Origin of the sequence: Thiocapsa sp. (genome assembly GCF_011390875.1) — a bacterium.
Lineage (GTDB): Bacteria > Pseudomonadota > Gammaproteobacteria > Chromatiales > Chromatiaceae > Thiocapsa.
On the sequence record NZ_JAABRP010000129.1, the window covers coordinates 1 to 14,859 of the forward strand.

A 14,859-nucleotide genomic window follows, 5' to 3' on the forward strand; every position below is an offset into this window, starting at 1 on the left:
GAGCTGGATGTAGGTGTCGCGGTTGCGGATGATGTTGAGGACATGCACGCCTGAGTCTTTGCGCGTATAGACCGTACTGCCGTAGCCGGCCAATGCGCACAACTCCTGCAGGGCATCGAGATTCTCCCGGTCGTTGGTGTAGAGCCGGACGCGTCCGCTCTCCTCGACGCTGCCGTCGCCCTTCACGTAGGTGTCCAGGAAGAGTCGGATCTGCCGAACCGACAGGGTGCGGATGAATCCGGGGACACACTTGCGCTCGAGATACCCGAGCACGAACTCGCTCGCGTCTCGGTTCAGGCGATAGCGACAGACGGGGTGATTGGCGTAGGTCCCGGTGTGCTCGTAGCGATGCCAGCTCAGATCGAGCTCGTGCAGCAGCCACTCGATCTCGGCACCGTTTTCGGGATTTCCCGTCGACTGATAGAGGGCCACCCGTCGGCGACCGTCGCTGAAGTCGAAATTGCCCTCGGCCACCACCCAGGCCATCAGCATGACCAGCTTGTCGTCGACCTCAAGCGTCGAGGTCGTCTCCCAGGCATTGGGTACGATGACCGGGGACTTCAGCTCCGCGACGGTTTCGATGTCTTCCAGCACCCAGCGGTCGTCGCTGTTGAAGACCTTGCGCAGGATCTTGTGCCGTGGCGTGACCCATTGCTCCTGCGTGCGGTTGCGCAGCACGTACATGTCGCCGTCGAAGTCGTAGGCGGTGATCGCCAGAGGCTCCAGATATTCGAGCTGATTGGTGCGCCAGTCGATCGTGGCGATCTTCTCGCCCGGGGCGATCCGGTCGTGTCGCTTCCAGCCGTTCTCGGTCAGACACTCGGTCTCTTCGTCGACACACTGACAACCCCAGCGCGAGGGCACGTTCAGGTTGTAGATCAGCTCCTGGATCGCCTGCTTGACGTGCGGATAGTCCAGCCCGTCGACGCGCACGAAGGGCGCCATGTAGGTATCGAAGCTGGAAAACGCCTGCGCGCCGGCCCACTCGTTTTGCAGGGTGCCGAGAAAGTTGACGATCTGCCCGATCGCCGAGGACATGTGCTTGGGCGGGCCGGCCTCGACCTTGCCCGGAACGCCGTTCAGACCCTCGTTGAGCAGGGTGCGCAGCGACCAGCCGGCGCAGTAGCCCGAGAGCATGTCCAGATCGTGGATATGGATGTCGCCGTCGCGATGGGCCTGGCCGATCTCGGGCGGGTAGACGTGGCTCAGCCAGTAGTTGGCGATCATCTTGCCCGAGGTGTTGAGGATCAGGCCGCCGAGCGAGTAGCCCTGATTGGCATTGGCCGCGACCCGCCAGTCCGAGCGGTCGAGATATTCGTTGATGGAGCCGCCGACATCGACCAGGGTGCGATGCTCGTCGCGCAGCTTCTTGTGCTGCTCGCGATAGACGATATAGCTGCGGGCCGTCTCGAAGTGGTTGGCGCTGATCAGCGTCTGCTCGACGACATCCTGGATGCCTTCGATGTCGGGCAGGCGGTCGGCCCCGTAGCGATGCGCCAGCACCTTGACCACCTGGGCGGTCAGCAGACTCGCCTCGGGCGTACCGAACTCACCGCTCGCCTGTCCGGCACGTTGTATCGCAGATTCGATCTTGGCGGCATCGAAACGCACCTCGACACCGTCGCGCTTGCGCACCCGCAAGGGCAGGGTCGACAGGCTGTTGTGCTGGTGTCCCATGGAGGCGTCTCTTGTCCGTTGCCACTATATCTTGTGGTGCGGACTATAACGCCAACTAGATGCTGTGTTGAAGAGTTTGAGGGGAAGTTGATCGGCGTCAACCCGGGTGCATTCTCCGGTTGCGCTGCGGGAGACTCCGGCCGCGCGTTTGTGCCGGGCTCGGTCGGCACCGGAACCGGAACCGGAACCGGCACCGGCACCGGCACCGCCGGTGATGTCCGACGGGCGCCACGCCGGTCCTGCCGTTGATGGCCGTTTAGGGTTTATAGAAGTCCGCGACGCGCACAAGGACCTCCTTGAGCTCCTCGGTCGCCGCCTCGGCTTCCTCGATTTGTGTCAGGCCCACTGCCTTCGCCTCGCTGACGGGGTCGGCGAATCCGACGACGATGCGTGCCGGTTTTGCCTCGTAATCCCCGCCCGGTCCTGTCGCGACGTGCTCGCGGAACACGGTGAAGCGGCAGGGAATGATCAGGCTGATGAAGGGATCCTTGCGCACGGCCTGTTTCAAATACTGTGATTGGCAGGCTTGGATGATGGTGTTGTCGGTCCAGACCCCGAGCTTGCGCAAGCCGAGACCGACATCCTGGACATTCACCACATCCCAATTCTGGGCCAAGATCTCGGTATGCACCCGGTCGACCACCGCGCTGTACTGGAGCGTCGCCGGTAGATAGATGACGTAGGATTCCCCGTGGCGCTGGATATCGTCGGCCAGGGTCGAGGTTGACAGTAGGGCGCCGAGCACCAGGCTCGGCAGCCCGCTCAGGGCAGATCTAACGCTCGTTTTCATGAGGTGGTTCGCTCCCGTGGTGGTGGGCGCCACAGGCCTCGATCCGGAGGCGGGCCGGCGCCGACGTTCTGCCTCGGTTCTCGACGCGGCGTCGGGCGCGCCGCTGCGTTTCCTCGCCCGAAACCCATTCCCTCGAGTGTCCCTGCTATCCCCCCTGCGTGATCCCGGTCGGGTGCGCCTCGGTCCGGCTGATCCAATGCATCCCGAGCGTCATCCCGCCGACGATCCCGGCGACCGCCAAGAGAGAGGACACCGAGAGTGTGGCGGCGCCCGACAGCCCCGAAACCGAAGATCAGGCCGCCGCCGAGCGCGCCGAGCCAGTTGAAGGCGGGACGGCGATAACCGGAATCCGCGATGGCCACCAAGTGCCACCACTCGAGCGCGAATGTCCCGATCACGGCGACCCCGAGTGCGGCGAGATAGGCGTGCAGTTGGCGATAGTCACGCATGATCACGAAGTTGCTCAGGGCGGACACCACGCAGAAGCGCGATCGTTGGGCCACGACGCCGAAGGCGAAGCCGATCGCCAGTCCTCCGCCGGTCAGCCAAGGGTTGATCTGATCCCACATGGCGAGCGACCTCAGTTAAACCGCGTCCGGAGCGAAATGCGTAATTCTCATTTTGTGTTCGGCGTCGGAAACTTCCTTAGATCTTGGTGAGACGCGGTTTAGGTGACGACGACCTCCATGGCGTCTTCGACCCCGCGATCATCGGTCCACCTGCAGCGCACGCGATCCCCGGGGCCCGCCTCGGCGAGACGCATCGCCACATAGGGATTCCGGGCCATGCCCCAGCTCCACTGAGCCTGCAGCAGGGTCTCCCCGTTGAGATCGCAGACCAGCTCCCGGATGAAATGGCGGGGGACCTTCAGCCCCGTCGTCGGATCCGTTCGGTTACCCGTTTCCATCGGATGGGACAACAGGACTTTCACCTCTGCGACGCCGTTCTTCATACGGGCCGCCATCTTGTGCTCTGCCTTGTGTCGAGCCATCGCATCACCTCGACTGGATTCGCAGCTTCGTGATGAATCAACCACAACCGCCGGCGGCGACCTGGATATGCCGCCGGGCGCTGAAGTGCCTGCCATCGGCCGTGACCACGGCGATGATGTCTCCGGAGTCCGCCATTTTCACCCGCGTATCGAGCTGCCCGCCCAACTGTGGAGCCAGCTCGAATCGACCCACTGCCGGCGTCGGGTTGCTCGCGGAGAATAGGGTCAGGAGGAGCGGCCCGGACAAGTCGGTACGGATCGCGATCGGGACACTGGCCCCGTTCTCCGCAATCGCCTTTGCCTCGAGCTGAACCCGTGCGCTCTGCTCGATCGGCGCCCCGACGAACAGGATGGCCATCGCATTCTCGACGCTCATTGCAGAGAAGCCATCCGCCGGCCAGTCCGAGGCCAACACCGTCACCGGCCAGAGCAACCCGGCCTTTGCCGCGACGGCAAGGGAACCGGTCGCAAGACCTGCTTTCAGCAAGTCGCGTCGCCTCATGGCGTCTTCCTCGCGTTTCGAAGCCATTACCTGATCGACGGTCTTTTATCGACAAGTGTTGTCGGGGTTTCGCCTCTCCGCAAGGGTGAAGGCCGATTATTTTACTCTGATAATAAGCGCGTCTTTCGAAGGGATTTGTTCCGAGCCAAGCCCTGCTCGACCAACTTGACACCCGGTCACCGAAGCCGGACGATGCAGCCGTGAGCGGCCGGCGTGCTATGACGGCCGCCGGTTGTGGATTGCTTCTCCTCACCCTATCTCCTGTCTTATTGCGCGATCGCGCCCCCTCTTCGCTCTCATGCCTTCGATGACCCGCAAGCTTTTTATCCAGACCCACGGATGCCAGATGAACGAGTACGACTCCGCCCGCATGGCGGATGTCCTGCGTACAATCGCGGGTCTCGAGCTGACGGAGTGTGAGGAAGACGCCGATGTCCTGCTGCTCAACACCTGCTCGATCCGCGAGAAGGCGCAGGAAAAGGTGTTCTCGCAGCTCGGGCGTTGGCGGGCGTTGAAGCTCGAGAATCCGGACCTGGTGATCGGGGTAGGCGGTTGCGTGGCGAGCCAAGAAGGCGAGGCCATCCGCACGCGCGCACCCTATGTCGATCTCGTGTTCGGACCCCAGACGCTGCACCGATTGCCCGAGATGCTCAAGAACCTCGGGGAGCGCCACGTGCCCCAGGTCGATGTGTCCTTCCCGGAGATCGAGAAATTCGATTGCCTGCCGTCACCTCGCGCCGAGGGTCCGACCGCCTTCGTGTCCGTGATGGAAGGCTGCTCCAAATACTGTACCTACTGCGTCGTGCCCTACACGCGCGGGGAGGAGATCAGCCGGCCCTTCGACGACGTGATCGCGGAGGTCGCGGCGCTCGCCGAGCAGGGCGTGCGAGAGGTCACCCTGCTCGGGCAAAACGTCAATGCCTATCGCGGCGCTTTGGCCGACGAGGCCGGCGAGGGCGACACCGCGGATCTCGCCCTGCTCATCCGTTATGTCGCCGCAATCGACGGGATCGACCGCATCCGCTTCACGACCAGCCATCCTGTGGAGTTTTCGGACAGTTTGATCGATGTCTATGCGGACGTGCCCGAGCTCGTGAGCTTCGTGCACCTGCCGGTGCAATCCGGCTCGGATCGCATCCTCGCCGCCATGAAGCGCGGGCATACGGCGCTCGAGTACCGGTCCAAGATCCGCCGGCTGCGCCAAGCACGGCCCGGGATCGGCATCTCGAGCGATTTCATCGTGGGGTTTCCGGGCGAGACCGAGAGCGATTTTGCCGCGACCATGGACCTGATCGAGGAGATCGGGTTCGACCAAAGCTTCAGTTTCGTATTTAGCCGGCGCCCCGGCACGCCGGCAGCCGATTATCCGGACGACGTGCCGCTTGCCGATAAGAAGGCTCGGTTGGAGCGGCTTCAGGCGCGCATCAACGACAATGCCCGGCACTACAGCCAGGCGATGGTCGGCACCCTTCAGCGGGTCTTGGTCGAGCGACCGTCGCGCAAGGATCCACTCCAACTTGCGGGTCGAACCGAGAACAACCGCGTCGTCAACTTCACCGGCGCGCCCGAGCTGATCGGCGATTTCGTCGATATCGAGATCACCGAAGCGCTGCCCAATTCGCTGCGCGGTCGTCTGATAGCCCCCGCATCGGCCCGCGCGGCGATGTGCGGGATCGGCGCTTGAGCTCTACTGCCGGCGTGTCGATCCAACCGCAAACACTGGATCTTGAGCTTGAGCCTGCCGACAACGTGCGGCTCGCCAACCTTTGCGGTCAGCTCGATCAACACCTGCGCCAGTTGGAGCGTCGACTCGGCATCGAAATCAGCAATCGCGGCGTCAACTTCCGTCTGATCGGCGATCCCGAAGGCGTGCGTCTCGGCGACCAGTTGCTCCGGGATCTCTATGCCGAGACCGCCACCGAGGTGCTCACGCCCGAGACGATTCATCTTTGGCTTCAGGAGTCCGGGGCCGACGCGCTTCTGGAATCGGCCGAGGATCGTCTGCCGGATGTCGTCATCAAGACCAAGCGCGGTCTGATCCGAGCACGCGGACCGAATCAGCAGAGCTATCTCCACGCCATGCTGAAGCACGACATTAATTTCGGTGTCGGCCCTGCCGGTACGGGTAAGACCTATCTGGCGGTGGCCTGCGCGGTCGAGGCGCTCGAATCCGACAGCGTGCGCCGTCTCCTGCTGGTGCGACCGGCGGTCGAGGCGGGCGAGCGGTTGGGATTCCTGCCCGGCGATCTAGCCCAAAAGATCGATCCCTATCTGCGTCCGCTCTACGATGCGCTCTTCGAGATGCTCGGCTTCGAGAAGGTCACCAAATTGCTCGAGCGCAACGTCATCGAGGTCGCCCCGCTGGCCTACATGCGCGGGCGCACGCTCAACGACTCCTTCATTATTCTGGACGAAGCGCAGAACACGACGCCCGAGCAAATGAAGATGTTTCTGACGCGCATCGGTTTCGGCTCGACGGCGGTGATTACGGGCGACGTCACCCAGGTCGATCTGCCGCGCGGCCAGCCCTCGGGGTTGCGCCAGGCGGTCGAGATCCTGAAGGATGTCGAGGGCATCAGCTTCACCTTCTTCAACGCGCGCGACGTGGTGCGCCATGCACTGGTTCAGCGCATCGTCAATGCCTACGATGCCTTCGAGCAGCCGGTTCCTCTGCGAGGGCGGGCGCCGAAGGCATGAGCGGCGACATGCCCGTGACGCTGGACCTGGATCTCCAGATCGCCTGTGCGGCAGGGGATCTTCCGTCCCCGGCCGACTTCGAGCGCTGGGCGTCTGCCGCCTTGGCCGGTCGGCGAGACCGTGCGGCCCTGACCATTCGCCTCGTGGATACCGAGGAGGGAGCGGCCCTGAACGGGACCTATCGCGGGCGTGAAGGGCCGACCAACATCCTCTCCTTTCCGTTCGACCTGCCGCCCGATCTGGATTTCGGTGTCGATTCCGCCGACCCGATCGCCGATCTGCTCGGCGACCTCGTAATTTGCGCCGACGTGGTGCAGCGCGAGGCACGCGAACAGTGCAAGGCCGAGCGGGCGCACTGGGCCCACATGGTGGTGCACGGTGTCCTGCATCTGCTTGATTACGATCACCTTACCGAGAGCGACGCCGAGAAGATGGAAACCCTGGAATCGGGTATCCTCGGCGCCTTGGGATTCCCTTCACCTTACGAGGATCAAACAGCACACGATGACCAGCGATCGATCTAGTGAGGGCTCGCGTTCACGTAACTGGTTCGAGCGGATCGGCCAGATGCTCGGGGGCGAGCCACAAGACAAGGAGCAGCTCCTGGAGGTGCTCAAAGATGCCAAGGAGCGCGAGCTGCTCGATACCGATGCCTTGAGCATGATCGAAGGCGTGTTGCAGGTCTCCGATCTGCGCGTGCGCGACATCATGATTCCGCGGGCCGAGATGGTGTATCTCAGGCGGGACGACCCACTGGAAAAGATCCTTGAAATCGCCGTCAAATCGGCGCATTCCCGTTTTCCCGTGACGGGCGACGACAAAGGAGAGGTCGTCGGCATCCTATTGGCCAAGGACCTGCTGTCCTTCTGCCGAGACCACGGCGGACGCGCCTTCAACATCCGCGACCTGTTGCGTTCCGCGGTCTTCGTGCCCGAGAGCAAGCGTCTCAATGTCTTGCTCAAGGAGTTTCGTTCCAGCCGCAATCATATGGCGATCGTGATCGACGAGTACGGCAGCGCGGGCGGACTCGTGACCATCGAGGACGTGCTCGAGCAGATCGTCGGCGAGATCGACGACGAGCACGACTACGACGAAGGCCCGGGGATCTTCCGGCGCGGCAAGAACGAGTTCAGCGCAAAGGCGCGCACGACGATCGAAGACTTCAACGAGTATTTCGGCAGCGACTTCTCCGACGAAGAGTTCGACACCATCGGCGGTCTGGTCGTGAACGCATTGGGTCATCTGCCCAAGAAAGGCGAGTCGGTCGAGCTCGGCCGGTTCCGGTTCACCGTGATGCGTGCCGACAGCCGGCGGGTCCACCTCGTGAGTGTCGAGGCGTTGGATTCCGCGGAGAACCCGCCCGATGTCCCCGAGGATACTGCGCGTCCATCCTGAAGCTGACGCCAGGAGGCAGGCGATTGAATCCCATGGCAACGGACCCCCCACGCCTGCGCAAATTTCTGTGGTCGGTGTTCGTACTCCTGTGGTCGTCTGCAACCTTCGCCGAGCGCTTTGACGCCGTTCTCATCGCCGAGCAACCTTGCCCGGCGACGGTCTCGACCAAGCGACCGGACAACCCGAGTTCGATCCTTCTCGTCCCCGGCCAAGAGTATTCGGTCGTCGGGACCAATCGGGCGGATCCGAGCCACTATCGACTCAGGTTCGAGGACGCGAACCCGAAGGAGCGCTGGGTCGAGATTCGATGCGGTCGACTGGCCGAGGCCCCTGCAACGACGCCGGGTCCGGATGCGCCGCAGTCGCCTTCGCTGTCGTCGCGCGTGGGCTCGATGGAGAGTCAGCTCGTGCTGGCGGCCAGTTGGCAGCCCGCCTTCTGCGAGGTGCGCGGGACGCGTCCCGAGTGCCGCGACCAGACCCCCGAGCGTACGGATGCAAGGCACTTCTCGCTCCACGGTCTCTGGCCTCAGCCCATCGGCAACAGCTATTGCGGTGTCGCCGAACGGGAGAGGAATTTGTCGAAATCCGGCCGTTGGCGCCTCTTGCCGGCGCTCGATCTGGGCGCGGCGACCCGCGCGCGACTGGGCACCGTGATGCCGGGAACCCTGTCCGATCTTCAGCGGCATCAATGGATCAAACACGGGACCTGTTACGGCACGGATGCCGATACCTATTTCCGTCATTCCATGTTGCTGCTCGAGCAGCTCAACACCTCCGGCGTCCGTGAACTGTTCGAGGAGAACATCGGAAAGCGCCTGAGCGCGACCCGGGTGCGCGCCGCCTTCGACGACGCCTTCGGCAAAGGAGCCGGCGAGCGGGTCCGCCTGAGCTGTTCCGAGGGGTTGATCGAGGAGTTGCGGATCGGTTTGGCCGGCGTCGTGGACGACACCGCCGAGCTGGGCGGGTTGATCCTCGCCGCGCCCAAGCGCAGTCCCGACTGCCGCGGTGGATGGGTCGATCAGGTGGGCATCCAGGGAGCGCGATCACGCTGATCGCTATGGCAGCCAAGCTACGTGTCAAGGATTAGGTACACACCGAATCCTTGTCGTTGTCGACAACGACAACCCTGGACAAGGTGTTCTCTCGTCGTGTTGTTGGGCGATTTCCGCAAAATTCCATGCGCTTAGGTTGTGCTGACGATAGGAAGCACAACTTGCCCCAACGGTTGGTCGTGCTTTGCAAGGCTCGGCTCAACTTACGCAGTGCCGATCTTCCATGTCGGTGTCGATCTGCCCGTCTCCTCGATTGCGAGCACCTCGGCGAGTCGCGGCAGCAGGTCCGCGAGCTGCTCTTTCAGGCGCCAAGGCGGGTTGAGGATCAGCATTCCGGAGCCGTGCATCCCGAAATCGTCGACCTGTCGCCGCACCGTCAACTCGCACAGAAGCCCGTCTGAGACGGATCCCCGGATCCGCCCGATCAGATCTGCGGAGCGATCGCGTTGAAGCCCCAAACGCGGGTACCAGAGCGCGTAGACCCCGGTCGGCCAGCGAGCATGCGCGGCGAGGAGCGCGTCTGCAACGCGCCTGTACTCTGAGGCCTGCTCGTATGGCGGGTCGATCAGAACCAGCCCGCGTGCGGGCTTCGGCGGCAAGAGTGCGGTCAATCCTTCGAGGCCGTCGCGACGATGGATGCCGATCCGGGGGTCACCTCCGAGATGACGACGCAGCGTCTGCGACTCGGTTGGATGAAGCTCCATCAGGATCAGGCGATCCTCGGCCCGCAGCAGATGCGCCGCGAGGGCGGGTGAGCCCGGATAGACCGCGAAACCGCCGTCCGGATTCAGCGCGGCGATGGCCCCGAGATAGGCCGAAATAGCCGGAAAGGCATCACGCCGCGCCCAGAGTCGCTCGATCCCGAGCCGATATTCCGCCGTCTTGAGCGCCTGCTCGGTCCCGAGATCGTACCGACCGGCCCCGGCATGCGATTCCACGTAGACCAGCGGTTTGGGTTTGGCCAGCAGTGCCTTGAGCAAGAGGGTGAGAACCGCATGCTTGAAGACGTCCGCGTGATTGCCGGCGTGGAAGCCGTGAAGGTAGCTTAACAGGCCGTTGCTCCTCTCGGATCCAGCGCCTTTGATGCGGCGATCGCAACCGAAGCAGCGTTCGGCATGTGCCGAGCAGCGCGACGAGGTTCCGCGCCGCTGCGTTGCCTCGCGGGCGAGTCCGCCCGCGAGGCCCGTGATTGCATGCGGTCAGACCTTGCGCGCGTCCATCATGCGTTCGATGATCGGCTGCAGGATGACCTCCATCGCCATCCCCATCTTGCCGCCCGGCACGACCATGGTGTTGCGCCGCGACATGAAGGAGTCGTTGATCATCGACAGGAGATACGGGAAATCGATCTGGAGCCGCTCGGGATCCTTGAATCGGATGATGACGAAGCTCTCGTCGGGTGTCGGGATGTCGCGGGCGATGAAGGGATTGGAAGTGTCGACCGTCGCCACACGCTGGAAGTTGATGTCGGTCAGCGAGAACTGCGGCGTGACGTGGCGGATGTAGTCCGGCATGCGGCGCATGATGGTGTCGACGATCGCCTCGGCCGAATAGCCGCGCTCGGCGTTGTCGCGGAAGATCTTCTGGATCCACTCCAGATTGATGATCGGGACCACGCCGACGCCGAGATCGACGTGTTGCGCGACATTGTCCTCCTCCGTCACGACCAACCCGTGTAGGCCCTCATAGAAGAGCACGTCGGTGCCCTCGGCAAGATCCTCCCAGGGCGTGAACTGCCCGGCTTTGAGCTGGGTTCCGAGGCGTGCATTGTGGTGATCGGCCTCCGAGTCGCTGTGGATGTAGTAGCGCTGCTTGCCGGTGCCGCTCTCACCGTAATTGCGAAAGAGCTCCTCGAGGAGGTCGAACCGATTGGCCTCGGGACCGAAATGGCTGAGGTTGCGGTGGGTCTCGGCGGCACGTGCCATCTCGGCCTTCATCTCGACGCGGTCGTAGCGGTGGAAACTGTCGCCCTCGATGACGGCGGCCTTGATGCCGTCACGATAAAAGATGTGCTCGAAGGCGCGCTTGACGGTGGTCGTACCGGCACCCGAGGAACCGGTTACCGCAACGATCGGATGCTTCTTGGACATGGTCTTCTCCTCGTTCTCTTGAGCTGAGAGCCTCGTCGCGGCCGGCTTAGATCGGGCTGCGATCGGGCTTGCGATCGGTCCGGGGATCGAACCCGGGATCGGAATGGATGCGCGCGGGCCGGTCGATCGATCTCGTTTCGCGGCCCGGGATCGGCGACGTGCCGAAATGCGCGAAACGATTCGCTAATATACCATGATCGATCCGCGCGGCAGCGATCGCGCAAACGCGGCTCGGGCGTTCAACAGCAGGCTCGGAGGGAAGGGAATGAATGGACTGATCAGGCGTTTCGGTGTGTCGGAGGCACTGACGGGAAACCCCGAGTTTCAATCGGCCTTGGTACGCATTACCGCCTGTCTTCTGGGCGCGCTCTACATCGCGATCGGCGCCCTGACGCAATACTACCGGGTCGACGTTCCCTACTATCTCACGCTCTTTGCCATCTATCTGGTCTCGAACGTCGGTTTCCTGATCAGTATCGTCCTGCGCCCCGAATGGCCTGCGCGGGTCTACCTCGGGATCTGTCTGGATGTCGTCGCCATCAGCCTGGCGATCTTCATCACCCGCGAGGCGATCAGCCCCTTTTATCTGCTCTATATCCTCGTCTTCATTTCAGCAGGGACACGATTCGGCAAGCACCATCTCGTGGTGGCCTCGCTGGCCGCCGTCTTCGGCTACAACGTCGTTCTGATCGCGCTCGACGAGTGGCGTCTTCACACCTTCGAGGCGACGTTCTTCCTGGCTCTCCTGGTGCTGTTGCCCTTGTACCAGTACTCCTTGCTGCGCAAGGTCCAGGATGCGCGCGCCGAGGCCGAAAGGGCCAATCAAGCGAGAGGCGATTTTCTGGCCTTCATGACGCACGAGCTGCGCACGCCGCTGACCGGCGTCGTCGGAATGACCGAGCTCCTGAGAGGGACCCGGCTCGATGTCGAGCAGCGTGATTATGTCCAGGCCATCGCCAATTCGGCCGATGTCTTGGGTGCCTTGATCGGCGACATCCTGGATCTGTCGAAGATCGATGCGCGGCGGATCGTCCTCGAGCACATCCCCTTCGACCCGCGCAGCCTGGTGCGCGACGTCTGCGATGCCCTCGCCATGCGCGCGCATGCGGCCGGACTCGAGCTCATTGCCGATGTGGATCCAAACGTCCCGCGCCGGGTGGTCGGCGACCCGCTCAGGGTGCGTCAGATTCTGTTCAACCTGATGGGGAATGCCGTGAAGTTCACGCCGACGGGCGAGGTCCGGGTACGTCTGAGCGCCCGGCCGCCCGAGGCCGAGCAGAGTCGTGCTCACCTGCTCTTCGAGGTCATCGACACCGGGATCGGCATTCCGCCGGACAAGCTCCCGCGACTCTTCGAGCGTTTTCGACAGGCCGACGAGTCGACCACGCGGCGTTTCGGCGGAACCGGACTCGGGACGACCATCTCGCGCGAGCTGACCCTATTGATGGGCGGGGCGATCGGTGTGGAGAGCGATGAAGGTCGCGGGAGTCGCTTCTGGATTCGCCTGCCCTTGATCGAGGATGTCGCGGCGGAGCCGAGCGCGCCGGACGCTCGGCTCCGCGGTTTGAGGATCCTCATCCTGGAGGCGAACGCAACCTGCCGAGCGTTGGTTTGTGCCGCTTTCAGCCGCGAGGGCGCGGTCTGCGAGACGCCCGCCGAGCCTGTCGATGTCGGATCCGCGCAGGTCCGAGATCAGCGTTTCGATCTGCTCGTCATCGCCGACCACCCGCAGGGTCGAGATCTGAATGCGGTGCGGGCGCAGGTCAAAACGGCCCTCGGCGAGGCGGTGCCCTGCCTCTTCCTGGCTTACCCGGGACGGCGTCCCGCGCTTGAGGGGACGAAGGACGCCTGCCTGACGAAGCCCTATCTGCGGGAGGACCTGATCGCCGCAGCCGAGTCGCTTTTGGGGCGCGCAGCCATACCGGCGGATGGAGCGCTCCAAGCTGGGCTGTCCTCGCCGTCACTCGGTTTGGAGCCGATCGCGGATGCGGCGCGAATGCGTGTCTTGGTCGCCGAGGACAACGAGATCGCCGCCAAGGTGATCACGCGCTTTTTGGGCAAGATGGGCTTCGAGCTTACCCGCGTGGCAGACGGGGAGGCGGCCTTGACCGAAGCGTTGAGCGGCGACTACGGGATCGCGATCGTCGATCTGCGAATGCCCAAGCTCGACGGGATCGGCTTCGCCCGGCGCTACCGCGAGCAGGCACCGGATCGGGCGATCCCGATCGTCGCACTGACCGCCAATGCCTCCGAAGACATTAAGAACGACTGCTTGTCGGCCGGCATGGATGACTTTCTGTCGAAACCAGTTCGGCCGGATGAGTTGCGTCGGGCACTGGAAGCCGCGCTCCGCGAGCTGCCGGCGGCCAGCCACCAGCCACCGGCCGTCGGTCGATCGATTTGACGGCCGCGACGCCGCGCGTCGATCCTGAGGCTGGAGGCTTGACCGACCGCCTCAGCCCGCCGCCGGAGCCGCCACCCCCCCGGCCGACGTCGGCGCGGGTGCGGCCTCGGCTGCTCGCACAGCTGCACGCCGCTTGACACGCTTATCGATCAAATTCTTCAGTGCAATCAGCAGACCGAGCCCGATGAAGGCACCGGGCGGGAGAATGGCGATGAGCGCACCCTGGAATCCTTCGCCCAGGCTGAGACTGAGGCCGGTCGCGGCCTCTCCGAGCAAAAGGTTGGCCTGGTAAAAGAGGGTGCCTTGGCCGATGAATTCACGCATTCCGCCCAGCACGACCAACACCAGCGTGAAGCCGAGCCCCATCGCGATCCCGTCGAGCAGGGCACGGTCGACGCGGTTCTTGGAGGCGAATGCCTCGGCCCGACCGATGATGGCGCAGTTGGTCACGATCAACGGAATAAAGAGCCCCAACACAAGATAGAGCTCGTAAAAATAGGCTTGAACGGTGAGCTCGACCGCAGTGACGAAGGCCGCAATCACCAGCACGAAGACGGGTAAGCGGACCTCGGGACGCACCAGGTCGCGGATCAGCGAGACGGTCACGTTGGAGAGGATGAGCACGGCCGTCGTGGCTAGGCCCATACCCAAGCCGTTTGTCGCGCTCGTCGTGGTCGCGAGCAAGGGACAGAGTCCAAGCAGGGCGACAAGCGCCTGGTTGTTGTTCCAGAACCCGTCGCCGATGATGCTGCCGTAGGGTTGGGGTGCCGCCATCAACCCGCCCCCTTCGCCGCGGTCGCCACGCCTTCGACGGGCTCAAAGAGGGTCTCGCCCTGCTGTTGGACGTAGATGAGGGTGTTCTTCACCGCCTGGACGATCGCACGGGGTGTGATGGTCGCCCCGGTGAATTGATCGAATTCGCCGCCGTCGCGCTTCACCGCCCAGCCCTCGGGCATCGGATTGGAGAGTGACTTTCCGTCGAAGCTCAAGACCCAGTCCGATTTGCGCTCTTCGATCTTGTCGCCGAGCCCGGGTGTTTCGTGGTGGAACAAGACGCGCACCCCGCCGACGCTGCCGTCGCGCAGGACCGACACCAAGAGCTGGATCGGGCCGGCATAACCGTCCGGAACGACCGGGTCCAGAATGACTGCGGTGGGTTCTCCGGCCTTGCGGACACGGTAGACGCGCGTGCTCTCCGCGCCGAGGAGCTCGCGCGCACTTACTTGGATCAGATCCTCGAGCGGCTCGTTGTCGAACTGCC

General features: G+C 63.6%; 15 protein-coding genes. 6 read left to right on the forward strand and 9 right to left on the reverse strand.

The genetic code is table 11. The features are described 5' to 3' along the window. From nrdD to GPT33_RS11695, 5 genes are all read right to left on the reverse strand, one after another. Positions 1-1,677 (reverse strand): anaerobic ribonucleoside-triphosphate reductase (gene nrdD / locus GPT33_RS11675; RefSeq protein WP_296809090.1); only part of this gene is annotated, 1,677 nt, incomplete at its 3' end. A gap of 256 nt (positions 1,678-1,933) precedes the next feature. Beyond that, on the reverse strand, positions 1,934-2,467 hold the full coding sequence (locus GPT33_RS11680; RefSeq protein WP_296809093.1) for a DUF302 domain-containing protein: 534 nt from the start codon (positions 2,465-2,467) through the stop codon (positions 1,934-1,936). Next, positions 2,464-3,036: a YeeE/YedE thiosulfate transporter family protein gene (locus GPT33_RS11685; protein WP_296809098.1), complete on the reverse strand. Its 573-nt coding sequence runs from the start codon at positions 3,034-3,036 to the stop codon at positions 2,464-2,466. Before GPT33_RS11685 ends, GPT33_RS11680 begins: the two co-directional genes overlap by 4 nt. Before the next feature lie 98 nt (positions 3,037-3,134). Then, positions 3,135-3,458, reverse strand: a complete 324-nt coding sequence (gene soxZ / locus GPT33_RS11690; RefSeq protein WP_296809104.1) for a thiosulfate oxidation carrier complex protein SoxZ — start codon at positions 3,456-3,458, stop codon at positions 3,135-3,137. A gap of 37 nt (positions 3,459-3,495) precedes the next feature. Next, a complete protein-coding gene (locus GPT33_RS11695; RefSeq protein ID WP_296809105.1) occupies positions 3,496-3,960 on the reverse strand; it encodes a thiosulfate oxidation carrier protein SoxY in 465 nt (154 codons plus the stop codon). A gap of 307 nt (positions 3,961-4,267) precedes the next feature. Here GPT33_RS11695 and miaB point away from each other — a divergent pair, with 307 nt between their 5' ends. The 5 genes from miaB to GPT33_RS11720 are packed head-to-tail and all read left to right on the forward strand — an operon-like array spanning position 4,268 to position 9,104. Then, positions 4,268-5,644 (forward strand): tRNA (N6-isopentenyl adenosine(37)-C2)-methylthiotransferase MiaB, encoded by a 1,377-nt coding sequence (gene miaB / locus GPT33_RS11700; RefSeq protein ID WP_296809106.1) that lies wholly within the window; start codon positions 4,268-4,270, stop codon positions 5,642-5,644. Positions 5,645-5,658: 14 nt separating this feature from the next. Beyond that, entirely contained in the window at positions 5,659-6,657 is a 999-nt protein-coding gene (locus GPT33_RS11705; RefSeq protein WP_296809126.1) for a PhoH family protein, read from the forward strand. Next, positions 6,654-7,181 (forward strand): rRNA maturation RNase YbeY, encoded by a 528-nt coding sequence (gene ybeY / locus GPT33_RS11710; RefSeq protein ID WP_296809107.1) that lies wholly within the window; start codon positions 6,654-6,656, stop codon positions 7,179-7,181. Before GPT33_RS11705 ends, ybeY begins: the two co-directional genes overlap by 4 nt. Then, complete coding sequence (locus GPT33_RS11715; RefSeq protein WP_296809108.1) at positions 7,162-8,052, forward strand: transporter associated domain-containing protein; 891 nt, start codon at positions 7,162-7,164, stop codon at positions 8,050-8,052. Before ybeY ends, GPT33_RS11715 begins: the two co-directional genes overlap by 20 nt. Before the next feature lie 32 nt (positions 8,053-8,084). Next, a complete protein-coding gene (locus GPT33_RS11720; RefSeq protein WP_296809109.1) occupies positions 8,085-9,104 on the forward strand; it encodes a ribonuclease T2 in 1,020 nt (339 codons plus the stop codon). Between the two features lie 203 nt (positions 9,105-9,307). Here the strand turns inward: GPT33_RS11720 and rlmJ are convergent, their stop codons facing one another. Together rlmJ and GPT33_RS11730 are read right to left on the reverse strand one after the other, a co-directional pair. Next, complete coding sequence (rlmJ, locus tag GPT33_RS11725; RefSeq protein ID WP_296809112.1) at positions 9,308-10,084, reverse strand: 23S rRNA (adenine(2030)-N(6))-methyltransferase RlmJ; 777 nt, start codon at positions 10,082-10,084, stop codon at positions 9,308-9,310. Positions 10,085-10,303: 219 nt separating this feature from the next. Next, a complete protein-coding gene (locus GPT33_RS11730; protein WP_296809114.1) occupies positions 10,304-11,194 on the reverse strand; it encodes a phosphoribulokinase in 891 nt (296 codons plus the stop codon). A gap of 265 nt (positions 11,195-11,459) precedes the next feature. Between GPT33_RS11730 and GPT33_RS11735 the strand changes: the two genes are divergently transcribed. Continuing rightward, complete coding sequence (locus GPT33_RS11735; RefSeq protein ID WP_296809117.1) at positions 11,460-13,598, forward strand: ATP-binding protein; 2,139 nt, start codon at positions 11,460-11,462, stop codon at positions 13,596-13,598. A gap of 51 nt (positions 13,599-13,649) precedes the next feature. Here GPT33_RS11735 and GPT33_RS11740 read toward each other — a convergent pair whose 3' ends face one another. Together GPT33_RS11740 and rsxG are read right to left on the reverse strand one after the other, a co-directional pair. Continuing rightward, positions 13,650-14,372 (reverse strand): electron transport complex subunit E, encoded by a 723-nt coding sequence (locus GPT33_RS11740; protein WP_296809120.1) that lies wholly within the window; start codon positions 14,370-14,372, stop codon positions 13,650-13,652. After that, the coding region (rsxG, locus tag GPT33_RS11745; RefSeq protein ID WP_296809123.1) for an electron transport complex subunit RsxG at positions 14,372-14,859 on the reverse strand (488 nt) is incomplete at its 5' end. The genes GPT33_RS11740 and rsxG, both read right to left, overlap by 1 nt.

Bases quoted from the DNA above. Each gene is read 5' to 3' on its own strand.
- GPT33_RS11680 (WP_296809093.1), bottom strand. From the start codon at position 2,467: ATGAAAACGAGCGTTAGATCTGCCCTGAGCGGGCTGCCGAGCCTGGTG.
- GPT33_RS11685 (WP_296809098.1), bottom strand. From the start codon at position 3,036: ATGTGGGATCAGATCAACCCTTGGCTGACCGGCGGAGGACTGGCGATC.
- soxZ (WP_296809104.1), bottom strand. From the start codon at position 3,458: ATGGCTCGACACAAGGCAGAGCACAAGATGGCGGCCCGTATGAAGAAC.
- GPT33_RS11695 (WP_296809105.1), bottom strand. From the start codon at position 3,960: ATGAGGCGACGCGACTTGCTGAAAGCAGGTCTTGCGACCGGTTCCCTT.
- miaB (WP_296809106.1), top strand. From the start codon at position 4,268: ATGACCCGCAAGCTTTTTATCCAGACCCACGGATGCCAGATGAACGAG.
- ybeY (WP_296809107.1), top strand. From the start codon at position 6,654: ATGAGCGGCGACATGCCCGTGACGCTGGACCTGGATCTCCAGATCGCC.
- GPT33_RS11715 (WP_296809108.1), top strand. From the start codon at position 7,162: ATGACCAGCGATCGATCTAGTGAGGGCTCGCGTTCACGTAACTGGTTC.
- GPT33_RS11720 (WP_296809109.1), top strand. From the start codon at position 8,085: ATGGCAACGGACCCCCCACGCCTGCGCAAATTTCTGTGGTCGGTGTTC.
- GPT33_RS11730 (WP_296809114.1), bottom strand. From the start codon at position 11,194: ATGTCCAAGAAGCATCCGATCGTTGCGGTAACCGGTTCCTCGGGTGCC.
- GPT33_RS11735 (WP_296809117.1), top strand. From the start codon at position 11,460: ATGAATGGACTGATCAGGCGTTTCGGTGTGTCGGAGGCACTGACGGGA.
- GPT33_RS11740 (WP_296809120.1), bottom strand. From the start codon at position 14,372: ATGGCGGCACCCCAACCCTACGGCAGCATCATCGGCGACGGGTTCTGG.